The 15,020-nt window shown below is 66.7% G+C and carries 16 protein-coding genes; 14 read left to right on the top strand and 2 right to left on the bottom strand.

All coding sequences use genetic code 11. The features are described 5' to 3' along the window. Positions 1–148 precede the first annotated feature (148 nt). Complete coding sequence (locus tag AC0CH8_RS07295; RefSeq protein ID WP_465239306.1) at positions 149–1,279, bottom strand: PQQ-dependent sugar dehydrogenase; 1,131 nt, start codon at positions 1,277–1,279, stop codon at positions 149–151. A gap of 207 nt (positions 1,280–1,486) precedes the next feature. On the opposite strand from AC0CH8_RS07295, the gene rimP reads away from it, so the two are divergent. The 13 genes from rimP to pnp all read left to right on the top strand — a co-directional run bounded on the left by rimP (position 1,487) and on the right by pnp (position 13,824). After that, a complete protein-coding gene (rimP, locus tag AC0CH8_RS07290) occupies positions 1,487–2,065 on the top strand; it encodes a ribosome maturation protein RimP (RefSeq protein ID WP_465239305.1) in 579 nt (192 codons plus the stop codon). Continuing rightward, a complete protein-coding gene (nusA, locus tag AC0CH8_RS07285; protein WP_465239304.1) occupies positions 2,065–3,756 on the top strand; it encodes a transcription termination factor NusA in 1,692 nt (563 codons plus the stop codon). Before rimP ends, nusA begins: the two co-directional genes overlap by 1 nt. 48 nt (positions 3,757–3,804) lie before the next feature. Then, complete coding sequence (locus AC0CH8_RS07280; RefSeq protein ID WP_465239303.1) at positions 3,805–4,620, top strand: DUF448 domain-containing protein; 816 nt, start codon at positions 3,805–3,807, stop codon at positions 4,618–4,620. Then, entirely contained in the window at positions 4,617–7,457 is a 2,841-nt protein-coding gene (gene infB, locus AC0CH8_RS07275) for a translation initiation factor IF-2 (RefSeq protein ID WP_465239302.1), read from the top strand. Before AC0CH8_RS07280 ends, infB begins: the two co-directional genes overlap by 4 nt. A 7-nt stretch (positions 7,458–7,464) precedes the next feature. After that, on the top strand, positions 7,465–7,872 hold the full coding sequence (locus tag AC0CH8_RS07270; protein WP_465239301.1) for a glyoxalase superfamily protein: 408 nt from the start codon (positions 7,465–7,467) through the stop codon (positions 7,870–7,872). Further along, positions 7,865–8,257, top strand: a complete 393-nt coding sequence (rbfA, locus tag AC0CH8_RS07265) for a 30S ribosome-binding factor RbfA (protein WP_465239300.1) — start codon at positions 7,865–7,867, stop codon at positions 8,255–8,257. The genes AC0CH8_RS07270 and rbfA overlap by 8 nt, the downstream gene beginning before the upstream one ends. Before the next feature lie 31 nt (positions 8,258–8,288). Next, the gene (locus tag AC0CH8_RS07260; RefSeq protein WP_465239299.1) at positions 8,289–8,570 is read left to right on the top strand and encodes an AbrB/MazE/SpoVT family DNA-binding domain-containing protein; all 282 of its coding nucleotides are present in this window, start codon (positions 8,289–8,291) and stop codon (positions 8,568–8,570) included. Continuing rightward, on the top strand, positions 8,537–8,959 hold the full coding sequence (locus AC0CH8_RS07255; RefSeq protein ID WP_465239298.1) for a type II toxin-antitoxin system VapC family toxin: 423 nt from the start codon (positions 8,537–8,539) through the stop codon (positions 8,957–8,959). Before AC0CH8_RS07260 ends, AC0CH8_RS07255 begins: the two co-directional genes overlap by 34 nt. Before the next feature lies 1 nt (position 8,960). After that, on the top strand, positions 8,961–9,560 hold the full coding sequence (locus AC0CH8_RS07250; RefSeq protein ID WP_204199520.1) for a thymidine kinase: 600 nt from the start codon (positions 8,961–8,963) through the stop codon (positions 9,558–9,560). A gap of 25 nt (positions 9,561–9,585) precedes the next feature. Further along, a complete protein-coding gene (locus tag AC0CH8_RS07245) occupies positions 9,586–9,951 on the top strand; it encodes a DUF6491 family protein (RefSeq protein ID WP_204199521.1) in 366 nt (121 codons plus the stop codon). 32 nt (positions 9,952–9,983) lie between these two features. Beyond that, positions 9,984–10,994: a tRNA pseudouridine(55) synthase TruB gene (gene truB / locus AC0CH8_RS07240; RefSeq protein ID WP_465239297.1), complete on the top strand. Its 1,011-nt coding sequence runs from the start codon at positions 9,984–9,986 to the stop codon at positions 10,992–10,994. Beyond that, the gene (gene rpsO, locus AC0CH8_RS07235; RefSeq protein ID WP_055841353.1) at positions 10,991–11,260 is read left to right on the top strand and encodes a 30S ribosomal protein S15; all 270 of its coding nucleotides are present in this window, start codon (positions 10,991–10,993) and stop codon (positions 11,258–11,260) included. The genes truB and rpsO overlap by 4 nt, the downstream gene beginning before the upstream one ends. A 158-nt stretch (positions 11,261–11,418) precedes the next feature. Further along, on the top strand, positions 11,419–13,824 hold the full coding sequence (pnp, locus tag AC0CH8_RS07230) for a polyribonucleotide nucleotidyltransferase (protein ID WP_465239296.1): 2,406 nt from the start codon (positions 11,419–11,421) through the stop codon (positions 13,822–13,824). Between the two features lie 87 nt (positions 13,825–13,911). Here the strand turns inward: pnp and AC0CH8_RS07225 are convergent, their stop codons facing one another. Next, positions 13,912–14,115 (bottom strand): hypothetical protein, encoded by a 204-nt coding sequence (locus tag AC0CH8_RS07225; RefSeq protein WP_465239295.1) that lies wholly within the window; start codon positions 14,113–14,115, stop codon positions 13,912–13,914. A gap of 318 nt (positions 14,116–14,433) precedes the next feature. Between AC0CH8_RS07225 and AC0CH8_RS07220 the strand changes: the two genes are divergently transcribed. Then, positions 14,434–14,742 (top strand): hypothetical protein, encoded by a 309-nt coding sequence (locus AC0CH8_RS07220; RefSeq protein ID WP_465239294.1) that lies wholly within the window; start codon positions 14,434–14,436, stop codon positions 14,740–14,742. Positions 14,743–15,020: the final 278 nt, after the last annotated feature.

The following is a 15,020-nucleotide window of genomic DNA, read 5'->3' as shown; positions in this document are numbered from 1 at the left end:
AGCGCAAGCTGGGATCTCAAGCAGCGGCACGATCCGCTCGCCACAAGGAGATCGCAGCTTGCGCCGGGATGACGGGTCAGGTGGAGGGCGAACTTCGCCGGGCTGACGGCGAGAAGCTGGGCGGACCTGATGACCCCCCCCACTTAGGCTACCCCTTCGGCGTCAACCGGATCAGCCGCCCCTGCGACTGACCGCCATCCTCCAGCACATAGATCGCGCCTTCCGGCCCCTGCTCGACCTCACGGATGCGGGCGCCCATCGGAAACTGGTCGCCCTTGATGGCATTGGTGCCGTTCAGGTCGACGCGCAGAAGGGCCTTGCTTGACAGGCCGCCGATGAACGCATCACCCTTCCATTGCGGGAACAGCGCGCCCGAATAGATCATCAGCCCGCCGGGCGAGATCGACGGGTTCCACCACACTTTGGGCGCTTCGTAACCGTCGCCCGCCTTGTGATCCGGAATGTCGCGACCGTCGTAATGCGACCCGTTCGACGCATTCGGCCAGCCATAGTTGCGACCCGGCTGGATGAGGTTCACCTCGTCGCCGCCCTTCGGCCCCATCTCCTGCTCCCAGAGATTGCCCGCCTTGTCGAAGGCGAGGCCGAGCAGGTTGCGGTGCCCATAGCTCCACACTTCCGGCGCGAACCCTCTGGCCGCCAGCGGATTGCCCGGCGCGGGCTTGCCGTCGAGCGTCAGGCGCAGCACCTTGCCGAGCGTGACCTTGGGGTCCTGCGCGGGATCGAACTTCTGCCGCTCGCCATTCGTGAAGAACAGATATTTCCCGTCGGGCGAAAACGCGATGCGGCCGGAGAAATGGCCGCTGCCGTCGACGAACGGACGTGCCTGGAACAGCACCTCGATCTCGCCGAGCCGCTCGCCCCCGCCACCATCGGCGCGCAGGCGACCGCGCGCGAGCGTCACGCCCTTGCCGCCCTCGCCCGCCGCCGAATAGCTGAAATACACGCGCTTGCTGGTCGCGAAATCAGGCGCGAGGACGACGTCCATCAAGCCGCCCTGCCCGGCGCTGTCGACGGTGATCGTCGCCACCGTCTGCTTCTGCTGGCCATCGGCGGAGACGAGCAGCATCCGGCCGTCCTTTTCCGTCACCAGCATGCGCTTGTCGGGCAGGAACGTCATCGCCCAGGGCGAGTCGAAATCGGCGACGACCGTCTCCACGAACGGCTTGGCCGAGGTCGATCCCGAAGCGGGTTCCTGCGCCGAACAGGCGGCGGCGGACGAGAGGAGCAGCGTGGCGGCGAAGAGGCTGTGTCGAAGCACGGGTCATCCTGTGACAAGAGCGAAGTCGGCGGGAATACCAGCGACATGGTGTAGCGGTTCCGGTCCGCAGACCAAGGGGCGGCAAAGGGGATTGTGCACCCCTCGTGCTTCCTCTATATCGGCCATGCTTTCTCTACATCGTCGGATGAAGAGGCTGCGGGGCCAAGCTCCGCGGCGCCGAAGCCGCATACCTGTCCGGAGCATGATTTGGCCGATATCGCCGCACTGACCGCCTTGATCGAACCCGAAGCGCAGGCGCTGGGGTTTGCACTGGTGCGCGTGAAGATGACGGGCGGCAAGTCGGACCCGACGTTGCAGGTGATGGCCGAGCGGCCAGACACGCGCCAGTTGAACATCGACGATTGTTCCGCCCTTTCGCACCGGATCAGCGACCGGCTCGACGAACTGGAAGCCGCCGGCAAGGACCCGATCGCGGAGGCGTACCGGCTGGAGGTGTCGTCGCCCGGCATCGATCGTCCTTTGACCCGGCTCAGCGATTTCGCCGACTGGGCCGGGCACGAGGCGCGCATTCGCCTGACCGAGACGATCGACGGCCGCAAGCAGCTGACCGGCGATCTGGCCGGTGTCGAGGGCGATGCGATCAGCGTCGACCTGGGCCAGCATGGCGTCGTCACGATCGGCTTCGACCAGATCGACAATGCCAAGCTGGTCATGACCGACCGGCTGATCGCCGCCACCGCGCCCCTTTCGATGGAAGGGACCGACGAATTGGAAGACGCATCGGACGACCAGGAGTCGTCGATGCCAGTAGAGGATAACCACTGATGGCCACGGCCACCGCCAACCGCGCCGAACTGATCGCGATCGCCAACTCGGTCGCGACCGAGAAGATGATCGATCGCGCGATCGTCATCGAGGCGATGGAGGACGCGATCCAGCGCGCCGCACGCACGCGTTACGGGCAGGAGATGGACATCCGCGCCAAGCTGGACGCGAATTCCGGCGATCTGCGCCTGTGGCGCGTGGTCGAGGTCGTGGAACTGGTGGACGACCTGTACAAGCAGGTCGACGTGAAGGGCGCGCAGAAGCTGAAGCCCGGCGCGGTGGTCGGCGACTTCCTCGTCGATCCGCTGCCCCCGATCGAGTTCGGCCGCATCCAGGCGCAGGCGTCGAAGCAGGTCATCTTCCAGAAGGTCCGCGACGCCGAGCGCGAGCGCCAGTTCGAAGAGTTCAAGGATCGTCAGGGTGAGATCATCACCGGCGTCGTCAAGCGTGTCGAATTCGGCCATGTCGTCGTCGATCTCGGCCGCGCCGAGGGCGTCATCCGCCGCGACCAGCAGATTCCTCGCGAAGTCGTCCGCGTCAACGACCGCATCCGCTCGCTGATCCTGAAGGTGGTGCGCGAGAACCGCGGGCCGCAGATCTTCCTCAGCCGCGCGCATCCCGACTTCATGAAGAAGCTGTTCGCGCAGGAAGTGCCCGAGATCTACGACGGCATCATCACCATCCAGGCTGCCGCCCGCGATCCGGGATCGCGCGCCAAGATCGGCGTCATCAGCCGCGACTCGTCGATCGACCCGGTCGGCGCCTGCGTCGGCATGAAGGGCAGCCGCGTCCAGGCCGTCGTGCAGGAGATGCAGGGCGAGAAGATCGACATCATCCCCTGGTCGCCCGACATCGCCACCTTCGTCGTCAACGCGCTTCAGCCCGCGAGCGTCAGCCGCGTCGTGATCGACGAGGAGGAGGAGCGGATCGAGGTCGTGGTGCCCGACGACCAGCTGTCGCTGGCGATCGGCCGTCGTGGCCAGAACGTACGCCTCGCGTCGCAGCTGACCGGCAAAGCGATCGACATCCTGACCGAGGCCGATGCGTCGGAGAAGCGGCAGAAGGAATTCGTCACGAATTCCGAGCTGTTCCAGAACGAGCTGGACGTCGACGAGACGCTCGCACAGCTGCTGGTGGCCGAAGGCTTCAGCAGCCTCGAAGAGGTCGCGTATGTCGAGCTGGAGGAAATCGCCGGCATCGAAGGCTTCGACGACGATCTGGGTGCGGAGCTTCAGAGCCGGGCGCAGGAAGCGCTCGACCGCCGCGAGCAGGCCAATCGCGAGGAGCGGACCGCATTGGGCGTCGAGGACGCGCTGGCGGAGATGCCGTATCTGACCGAGGCGATGCTGGTGACTTTGGGCAAGGCGGGCATCAAGACGCTCGACGATCTCGCCGATCTCGCGACCGACGAACTGGTCGAGAAGAAGCGCGTCGAGCCGCGCCGCCGTAACGAGGACGCGCCGAAGCGGCCGGAGCCGAAGGGCGGCATCCTGGCGCAGTACGGCCTGTCCGACGAACAGGGTAACGAGATCATCATGGCCGCCCGCGCGCACTGGTTCGAGGACGAGGCTCCGGCCGCCGCTTCGGACGAAAGCGAGGACGAGGTCGACGCTGAGATCGAGACGGCAGACGCCGCTCCGGTGGCCGCCGCCGACCCGGACGGCGGCTCGGACGAGGACAAGACCGCCTGATGCCCGATCGTCGCATCATCGCCGTGGCTCATTCGAGGGAGGACGCGCATGCGGACCCCTCGCAATGAGACCCTGACGGACGCCTCTTCGCGGCCGGACGCGTCCTCGCGAGAGGACGATCCCACCCGCAAGTGTATCCTGAGCCGGGAGCACGACTCGCGCGCGCAGCTGATCCGGCTGGCGCTCGCCCCTGACGGGCGGGTGCTGCCGGACGTGCGCGCCAAGGCCCCCGGCCGCGGTGCGTGGATCGGCGTGGATCGCGCCGAACTGATCGCCAGCTACAATAAAGGTCGCCTGCGCGGTGCCCTGGCGCGGGCATTCAAGACCGGCGAGTTCGAACTCGGCGACGATCTGCCCGCGCTGATAACGTCGGCGCTGGAGCGTAACGCGCTCGACCGGCTGGGGCTGGAGGCGCGTGGCGGTATGCTGTTGACCGGGTTCGACCGGATCGAGACGGCGGCGCGTTCCGGCCAGCTTCACGCGCTGTACCATGCAGCCGACTCGGGCCTCGACGGCCGCGCCAAGCTGGCGCAGGCGTGGCGGGTCGGATCGGATCGTGAAGGTTCCGCCCTGAAGGGGTTGGCGTTGCCGGTAGAACGCCCCATATTGTCGTTGGCGCTGGGCCGCGAGAATGTGGTACATATCGGCCTGACCGACCGGCTGGCGGCGAAGCGGGTGAGCGATGCGCTCGGCCGCTGGCTGCATTTCATCGGACCCGAACCCCAACCGGGATCGCCGCAGGACCATCTGCGCGAACCCACGGCCCCTTGCGAAACGGCCTCGCAAGGCGCATCGGCGCACCGCCCGGATGACATCCGGGCCGGGGCGTCACCGGCCGCGACTGTGCACGAGGAATTTGAGTGAGCGACACCGACAACGACAAGCCGAAACTCGGAATGCGCGCGCCTTTGGGGCTGCGACGCACGGTCGAGACCGGCAAGGTGAAGCAGAGCTTCAGCCACGGCCGCTCCAATACGGTGATCGTGGAAACGAAGAAGGCGCGCGTCCTGCGTCGCCCGGGCGATCCCGCGCCCGCTGCCGAGCCGCAGGTAGAGGCCGCCGCATCCGCGCCGGTCGAGGCCGCGCCGGCACCTGCCGCCGCGCCTGCCCCCCGCCCCGCCCCGTCGAACGAGACGGCACAGGAGCGTCAGGCCCGCATGCTGCGCGAGGCCGAGGATCAGCGCATGCACACGCTGGAGGATGCCCGCCGCCGCGAGGACGCCGACCGGGCTCGTGCCGCCGAGGACGAGCGTCGTCGCGCCGAAGAGCGTGCGGCAGCCCCTGCCGCCGCGCCCGTCGTCGAGACGCCGGCTGCGCCGGAGCCCGCTCCGGTCGCAGAAGCCGCGCCTGCGCCGGCTCCCGCCGCCCCCGTCGTGGTGCCGACCCCCGCGGGCCGTGGCTTCCGCCCGGTCGAGCGGCCGGCGCCGCCGACGCCCGAGCCGCAGCCCGAGGCCGCACCGGTCGCCGAAGCCGCCCCTGCTCCCGCGGCACCGGCTCCCGCCCCGACACCGACCCCTGCGCCAGTGCGGGCAGCGCCGACGCCTGCACCTGCCCCCGCGCCTGCGCCGACGATCGAGTTGGCCCGCGACCCGTCGATGCCGGCCCCGCGCCGTTTCTCGCCGGTCGCGCGGCCGGAAATTCCGAAGCCTGCGCCCAAGCCCGTGGAGCAGCCTGCTGCCGCTGCGCCGACGTCCGCTCCCGCGGCATCGGGTGGGTCCGCCCAGCCGCGTGCGTTCACGTCCGGCTCGGCCACGCCACGCAACAGCGTCCCCAGCCGGCCGACGCAGCGCGATCGCAAGGGTGACGAGCGTCGCGGCGGCAAGCTGACCGTCAACCGCGCATTGGGCGACGACGGTGCGCGTTCGCGCAGCCTCGCCGCGCTGAAGCGCGCGCGCGAGAAGGAGAAGCGTGGCTTCGGCGGCAATCGCGAGCCGCAGGCCAAGCAGGTCCGCGACGTGCAGGTGCCCGATGCCATCACGGTGCAGGAGCTTGCCAACCGCATGGCCGAAAAGGGTGCGGATCTGGTCAAGACGCTGTTCAAGATGGGCATGCCCGTCACGATGACGCAGACGATCGATCAGGACACGGCCGAGTTGCTGGTGACCGAATTCGGCCACAACATCGTTCGTGTCAGCGATGCCGACATCGATCTGGTGCTCGACACGACGGAGGATGCCGCCGACACGCTGCGGTCGCGTCCGCCGGTCGTCACGATCATGGGTCACGTCGATCACGGCAAGACGTCGCTGCTCGACGCCCTTCGCGGCACCGACGTGGTCCGCGGCGAGGCGGGTGGCATCACCCAGCATATCGGTGCGTATCAGGTCACGTTGAAAGACAAGTCGAAGGTCACGTTCCTCGACACCCCGGGCCATGAAGCGTTCAGCGACATGCGCTCGCGCGGCGCCAACGTCACCGACATCGTCGTGCTGGTGGTGGCCGCGGACGACGGGCTGATGCCGCAGACGATCGAAGCGATCAACCACACCAAGGCGGCCGGCGTGCCGATGATCGTGGCGATCAACAAGATCGACAAGCACGAGGCGAATGCCCAGAAGGTGCGCGAGCGCCTGCTGGAGCATGAGGTCGTCGTCGAGGAGATGGGCGGCGAAACGCAGGACGTCGAAGTGTCCGCGCTCAAGAAGCTCGGCCTCGATACACTGATCGAGAAGATCCAGCTTCAGGCCGAACTGCTCGAACTGTCCGCCAACCCCGATCGTCCGGGCGAAGGCACCGTGATCGAGGCGAAGCTGGACAAGGGCCGCGGCCCCGTCGCGACGGTGCTCGTCAATCGCGGCACCCTGAAGGTCGGCGACGTGTTCGTCGTCGGCGCGGAGAGCGGCAAGGTCCGTGCGCTGGTCGACGACAAGGGTCGCCAGATCAAGGAAGCCGGACCGTCAATGCCGGTCGAGGTGCTAGGCCTGTCCGGCGTGCCGTCCGCGGGCGATCCGCTGCAGGTCGTCGAGAACGAGGCGCGCGCCCGCGAGGTCGCGGAGTATCGTCAAGGCGTCATCACCCAGAAGCGGACGACGACCGCTCCCGCCAGCCTCGAGAGCATGTTCTCCGCGCTGAAGGACAAGCAGGCGATCGAGTATCCGCTGGTCGTGAAGGCCGATACGCAAGGGACGGTCGAGGCGATCGTCGGGGCGATCAACAAGATCTCCACCGACGCGATCCGCGCCCGCATCCTGCACTCGGGCGTCGGCGGCATCACCGAGAGCGACGTGACGCTGGCCGGTGCCAGCGGTGCGCCGATCATCGGCTTCAATGTTCGTGCGAATGCGAAGGCGCGGGAGATCGCCGAGCGGCACAAGGTGGCGTTGAAGTACTACGACGTCATCTACGACCTGACCGACGAGATTCGCGCCGGCATGGCGGGCGAGCTCGGGCCGGAAGCGTTCGAGACGGTGGTGGGCCGAGCGGAAATCCGCGACGTCTTCTCCGCCGGCAAGCACGGCAAGGCGGCGGGTCTGCTGGTCGTCGATGGTGTCATCCGCAAGGCGCTCAAGGCACGCATCACGCGCAACGACGTCATCATCTACCAGGGTGAGATCGCGTCGCTGCGCCGCTTCAAGGACGATGTCCCTGAAGTGCGTGCGGGTCTGGAGTGCGGCGTGACCTTCACGTCGAACTTCGTCGACATCAAGCCGGGCGACTTCCTGGAGACGTTCGAGGTCGAGATGCGCGAGCGGACGCTGTAAGGCGACGATGTTCGAGGCGCCGATCCCGATCCTGCGCAGCTTCGACGAGGCGCGGACCACGGCGTTCTACATCGACTTCCTCGGGTTCGAGACGGTGTTCGAGCACCGCTTCGAACCCGGGTTGCCGTTGTACCGGGGCGTGCGGCGCGGCGACTGCGTGCTGCACCTGTCGGAACATTATGGCGATGCCACGCCGGGGTCGGCGATCCGTATTCCCGTCGACGACGTAGTGGCATTCGCCGCGGACCTGCTCGCCAAGCATCACGGCAATGCGCGACCCGGCGTTCCCGGCGAGACGCCTTGGGGTACGCGCGAGATCACGATCACCGATCCGGCGAGCAATCGCCTGACCTTCTACACGCCCACCACTTTCTACGAGGCGGCGTCAGCACCGCAGGACCGACACGATGCGTAAGGACGAAGCCGCTCCCGAAAAGTCCGTTCGCGTTCTGCGCGTGGGGGAACAGGTGCGCCACGTCCTGTCCGAAATCCTCGCCCGCGGCGACGTGCACGACGATGTGCTGGCCAAGCACGTCGTGTCGATCACGGAGGTGCGCATGTCCCCCGACCTGCGCCACGCAACGGTGTTCGTGAAGCCGCTGCTCGGCAAGGACGAAGACGCGGTTCTGAAGGCACTGCGCACCAATACGGCATACCTCCAGCGTGAGGTCGCGGCCCGAGTGCAGAACAAATACGCGGCCAAGCTCAAATTCCTGGCGGACGAAAGCTTCGACGAGGGCAGCCATATCGACGCGCTGCTCCGCCAGCCGGCCGTCGCGCGCGACCTGATCGACGATTGACGCAGCCGCCGGTAAGACGCATCTTACCGGTATGAATGCGCAGACAATCATCTCTGGAAAAGGTCAGGTCGTCATCCCAAAGGATGTTCGCGACCGTCTGCATCTGTCACCCGGCGACCGGCTCGACGTGATCGAGCGACCGGACGGCGTGCTCTTGCGACGCCGTCCGGCTGGGCTGAAAGAACCGTTCGATGTGGTTACGGCGCGAATCCGCGCGCGCGTCCGGTATGATGGTCCGCCCATTCCGCTCGAAGACATGAGCGCATCAATTGCAAAGATGTGGGCGAATGGCGGACCGGACTGGGACCGGTGAAAGCAGTCGATACCAACATCATCGTCCGCTACGTGACGCAGGATGATCCCGTGCAATCGCCCTTTGCCGAGCATTTTCTACTAACCCAGGATTGCTTCATCGCCGACACCGTCCTTCTCGAGACAGCGTGGGTCCTGCGCTCAAGTTACCGGATGCCACGCAGCGACCTTGCGGCCACGCTAAAGGACGTTCTGCGCCTCCCCTCCGTTTCTGTCATGAACCGCGACTTGACCGAATGGGCGATCGACCGGTTTGCGGCGGGAGCCGATTTTGCGGACATGATGCACATCCTCGGCGGACGCGACACCGACGGCTTCGTCAGCTTCGAGGCGAAACTGGCCAGTCTCGCCGGGTCATCGTCCCCCATCCCCGTCGAAACGCTCGCCTGACATGGCCAAGCTGTATTTCTACTACGCGTCGATGAACGCGGGAAAGTCGACCAACCTGCTCCAGGCCGACTTCAACTATCGTGAGCGCGGGATGGCGACGATGCTGTTCACCGCGGCGATCGACGACCGGTTCGCACGGGGTACGATCACGTCGCGGATCGGCCTGACCCAGCCGGCAACGGCGTTCGACGCGCTGACCGATATCGAGGCGTGCGTGCTCTCCCGGCATGCAGCGGAGCGGATCGCCTGCACCCTCGTCGACGAGGCGCAATTCCTGACCGCCGGGCAGGTCGACCAGCTCGCCCGGCTGGCGGACGTCCACGACATTCCCGTGCTGGCGTACGGTTTACGCACCGACTTTCAGGCGCGCCTGTTCGAGGGCTCGGCGCGGTTACTCGCGCTGGCGGACTCGCTGGTCGAGATCAAGTCGGTCTGCCAGTGTGGGCGGAAGGCAACGATGAACCTGCGCGTCGATCACGAAGGCCGTCCCGTCGCGGAAGGTCGCCAGACCGAGATCGGCGGCAACGACCGCTACGTCGCTTTATGCCGCCGCCATTACTGCGCCGCACTCGCCGGAACGGAGCCTGTCAGCGCCGGTTAAGCGATTACCAAATAAGGAGAAACTTATGCTTCTTCCGATCCTCGCCGCCGCCCTGATCCAGACCGCCACAGCCGCCGCGCCCCCCGAAAAGGAAACCGTCATCAGCTTTGCCGGCAACGGCGGTCTGCGGGATTGGGAGTTCGGCCCGACCCGCGACGTTCTGCTGGTCCGGGACCGCACGGAGCATTGGTACCGCGTGACCACGACCGGCCCCTGCCCCCATATCGGCAATCTCGACACGCTGAGCTATACCACCGACAGCAACGGCACGTTCGACCGCTTCTCGCGCATCCGCTTCCTGCGCTACCCGAACGTCACCTGCGGCGTGAAGAGTATCGTCGCCACCGTCGCGCCCCCGTCGAAGGGTGGAAAGCGCGTCGCAAAGCGCTGACGTTTCCACTCGCGTCGGGTAGAGGCGCGGCGATGCACGGATGGATCATACTCGACAAGCCGCTGGGGCTCGGCTCCACGCAGGGCGTCAGCGCCGTCAAGCGCGCCCTGCGACAAGGCGGCTACGGCAAGTTCAAGGTCGGCCACGGCGGCACGCTCGATCCGCTCGCCACGGGCGTGCTGCCGATCGCTGTCGGCGAGGCAACGAAGCTGGCCGGCCGCTTGCTCGACGGCGACAAGATCTATGCCTTCACGTTCCGTTTCGGCGAGCAGACGGACACGCTGGACGCCGAGGGCGTGGTGATCGCGACTTCGCCGGTCCGGCCGACGGCGACGGCGCTGGAGGCGGTGCTGCCGCGCTTCACCGGCCCGGTCGCGCAGGTGCCGCCGGCCTATTCCGCGCTGAAGATCGATGGCGAGCGCGCCTACGACCTCGCGAGGGCGGGCGAGGAGGTGGTGCTGGCCAGCCGCGATGTGACGATCTTCTCCCTCCAATCCTTCCCGGCACGGGGAGGTGGACCAGCGACGCTGGTGGAGGGGGAACCGCAAGCAGCGCCGCTCGTGACCGCCCCTCCATCCCGCCCTGCGGGCGCGCCACCTCCCCGTATCGTGGAGGAACTGGAAGAAGCCACCCTCCTCGCCCATGTCTCCAAGGGCACCTATATCCGCAGTCTCGCGCGGGACATCGCGCTGGCGCTCGGCACGGTCGGGCACGTGACCATGCTACGGCGGACGAAGGCCGGTCCGTTCGACCTGTCGCAGGCGATATCGCTGGACAAACTGGACGAACTCGGGCAGGCGCGCGCCCTTGAACAGATACTCCTGCCGTTGAGGGCGGGGCTGGACGACATCCCGGCTTTTTCCCTCACCCCCGACCAGGCAGGGGCGCTCCGACAGGGGCGTGTACTGGCCGGGATCGCAGCCACCGACGGCGCGGCCTTTGCGATGCTCGACGATGTGCCGGTGGCGCTGGTCGATGTTGTCGCAGGAGAGGTGCGGGTCGTCAGGGGCTTCAACGTGACGATGTCGAAGGAAGATTCATGACGATTACCGCAGAGCGCAAGACCGAACTCGTCAAGGAGCATGCGCGCCAGGACGGCGACACCGGCTCCCCCGAGGTGCAGGTCGCGATCCTGACCGAGCGTATCCGCAACCTGACCGAGCATTTCAAGGATCACAAGAAGGACAACCACTCGCGTCGTGGCCTTCTGATGCTGGTCAACAAGCGTCGCTCGCTGCTCGACTACCTCCGCCACAAGGATGGCGACCGGTATCTGGCGCTGATCGCGAAGCTTGGCCTTCGCAAGTAATTCGGAAGGGCGGCCTGCGGGTCGCCCTTCTCGTATCGGCCAGCCCGCAATTCGGTGGCGCTGGCGCGGGGGCGACAACTCGCCCCACACCGCCGCGGACCGGCTAAGTCCGCACATAGGCCCCCGTCGCATCTGGCGTCGGGAGTGAAGGAAACGATATGTTCGATACCAAGACCGTAACCACCCAATGGGGCGGCAAGACGCTGACGCTGGAAACGGGCCGCGTCGCCCGCCAGGCCGATGGCGCAGTGCTCGCGACGCTCGGCGAAACCGTCGTGCTGTGCGCGGTGACCGCCGCCAAGTCGGTGAAGGAGGGGCAGGATTTCTTCCCGCTGACCGTCCATTATCAGGAGAAGTATTCGGCCGCGGGTCGCATCCCCGGCGGCTTCTTCAAGCGTGAGCGTGGCGCGACCGAAAAGGAGACGCTGACCAGCCGCCTGATCGATCGTCCGATCCGCCCGCTGTTCCCGGAAGAGTTCCTGAACGAGATCAACGTGATCTGCCAGGTGCTCAGCTATGACGGCGAGAACGAGCCGGACATCCTCGCGATGGTCGCGGCGTCGGCGGCCCTGACGATTTCCGGCGTGCCGTTCATGGGCCCGATCGGTGCGGCACGCGTCGGCTATGTCGACGGCGAGTACGTCCTGAACCCGACGATCGATCAGGTGAAGTCGGGCGAGCTCGACCTCGTCGTCGCCGCCACGCACGACGCGGTGATGATGGTCGAATCCGAAGCCAAGGAGCTGTCGGAAGAGGTCATGCTGGGTGCGGTGATGTTCGCGCACCGGGCGTCGCAGCAGGTGATCGACGCGATCATCGATCTCGCCGAGCAGGCCGCCAAGGAGCCTTGGGAGCTGAAGGCCGGCGTCGATGCGAAGGCCGTGAAGGCCAAGCTGAAGGCGATCATCGGCAACGACCTGACCGCTGCGTACAAGCTGCGCGACAAGCAGGCGCGCCAGACCGCGATCAACGAGGCCCGCACCAAGGCGCGCACCGAGCTGGAGGGCCTCAAGCACGAGAACCCGGCCGAGTATCTCGCGTCGCTGAAGCTGGTGAAGAAGCTGGAGGCGGACATCGTCCGCGGCGCCATCCTGAAGGACGGCGTGCGGATCGACGGTCGCACCACCACGCAGATCCGTCCGATCGAGGCGATGGTCCACTTCCTGCCCCGCGCGCATGGTTCGGCGCTGTTCACCCGCGGCGAGACGCAGTCGATCTGCACCACGACGCTGGGCACCCGCGATGCGGAGCAGATGATCGACGGCCTGAACGGGCTGAATTACGAGCACTTCATGCTCCACTACAACTTCCCGCCCTATTCGGTCGGTGAAGTCGGCCGCTTCGGCGCGCCGGGCCGTCGCGAAGTCGGTCACGGCAAGCTGGCGTGGCGCGCGCTGCACCCGGTGCTGCCGACGAAGGAGGAGTTCCCGTACACGATCCGCGTCCTGTCCGACATCACCGAGTCGAACGGCTCGTCGTCGATGGCGACGGTGTGCGGCGGTTCGCTGTCGATGATGGATGCCGGCGTGCCGCTGAAGCGCCCGGTGTCGGGCATCGCGATGGGCCTGATCCTGGAGGGCAAGGACTTCGCCGTCCTGTCCGACATCCTGGGCGACGAGGATCACCTCGGCGACATGGACTTCAAGGTGGCCGGTACGTCGGAGGGCATCACGTCGCTCCAGATGGACATCAAGATCGCCGGCATCACCGAGGAGATCATGAAGGTCGCGCTGGCGCAGGCGCATGAGGGCCGCGCCCACATCCTCGGCGAAATGGCGAAGGCGCTCGACTCGACCCGTTCGGAACTGTCGGCGCACGCACCGCGTATCGAGAGCTTCACGATCGACAAGTCGAAGATCCGCGAAGTGATCGGCACCGGCGGCAAGGTGATCCGCGAGATCGTCGCCACCACCGGCGCGAAGGTCGACATCGACGATGAGGGCGTCATCAAGGTGTCGTCGTCCGATCCGGCGCAGATCGAAGCCGCGATCAAGTGGATCAAGGGCCTGGTCGAAGAGGCCGAGGTCGGCAAGATCTACGACGGCAAGGTCGTCAACCTCGTCGATTTCGGGGCGTTCGTGAACTTCATGGGCGGCAAGGACGGTCTCGTCCACGTGTCCGAGATCAAGAACGAGCGCGTTGAGAAGGTCGCCGACGTCCTGTCCGAGGGGCAGGACGTGAAGGTCAAGGTCCTGGAAATCGATCCGCGCGGCAAGGTTCGCCTGTCCATGCGCGTCGTCGATCAGGAAACCGGTGCCGAGCTGGAGGACACGCGTCCGGCCCGCGAGCCCCGCGAAGGCGGCGACCGCGGTCCCCGCGGTCCGCGCAGCGGCGGTGGTGACCGTGACGGTGGGCGTGATGGCGGCCGCGGCGGCGATCGTGGTCCGCGTGGCGGCGGTGACGGTGGTGGCCGTGGCGGTCCGCGTCGCGACCGCGGCGACCGTGGCCCCCGCAGCGACGGTGGCGGCGACCGCGCACCCCGCAGCGGCGGCAACGATGCCAATGACGATCGCGGCCCCGCGCCCGAGTTCGCGCCGGCCTTCCTGACCGGCGATCGCGACTGATCCTCGTCTTGGAATGACGAAAAGGGGCTCGGGCGACCGGGCCCCTTTTTTATGGGCGACCGCGTGGAGCCACCACCGCCCGCCGCGCTACGGTCGTGCCGTGACCTTGCGCGCGGCCCAGATCCCGAAGGCTACCCCGAACAGGGCGAACGCCGCCGTCAGGGCCAGCGCCCCCATCACCAGACGCTGATCCTGTGCGTACGCCGCAAAGATATTGAAGCCCGTCACCAGGGCGGAGCCGGTCCACAGGATCGCCGCTCGCCGCATCACTAGTATGTTCGCCTCTTGCATGTCGGCCTCCTCTTCGGACGCCGAGCGTCGCATCGACGATGGACGCTGGCAAGTGCCGCCCGACGCCGCGGTGAACGGTGCGGACCCGGAGCCGCTTCAAGCATTTACCGGCAGGGCTTGACCAAAGATGACGGAGTTGTCATCTATGTCCTGTGTACGCCCCCGCGACATATTTGCGCTTCCGCAACCACGCCGGCCAACTCGCCGCGCGCCTGTAGCCCGGACTCGGGCATCCGGTCCGAGTCCGGGACTTATTCGATCTGACGATCCACGGTCGCGCCCTCGCGTCCGTGTTCTCGAATAAGCGGATAACGCACCATGTCTGACGATAACGCATCGGCGATGGATCGCCGATCGGAGCCCATTGCCCCTACAGGCCCGACCGCAACCACCGAACCGCACCTGATCATGCGGCCGGAGAGCTTCTTCTCCCACCGGTTCCACCTTCACATCGAGGACGTGGAACACCCGCAACCGCCCAGCGGCCGGTCCAGTGCACGCCCCAGTGCTCGGCCGCGTGCCCACGCCACTGGTCTGGAACGTCTGATCGATCTCAACCTCTTGCTGATGATCCTGCTGATCGGCGTTCCCGTACTCGTCTACTGCATACTGGCATCGGCGACGTAAGCCGTGCCCTGAGGGAGGGTGCGTCGAAGCGCACCCCGGACGTGTTCCGGGTCCATTACGCGGCTTTCGACGGACAAGTGGGCGAAACTCTGGGTTATCGGCACGGTGAAACCCGAACGAGCCGGTACTTATCGCTTTGAACAGGCACGGGACATCCCATGTGCTCCCGCGAAGGCGGGAGCCCAGTGGTGAGTCCACGCCACCGCGGAGACATAAGATCGGTACGTGTCTCGGGGGGATAAGTAGCGAACGAGTCCGGGGTGACGGGTGAGTAGAGG

It is taken from the genome of Sphingomonas sp. AC435, from assembly GCF_979253005.1.
This window is presented reverse-complemented; position numbering and strand designations above follow the sequence as displayed.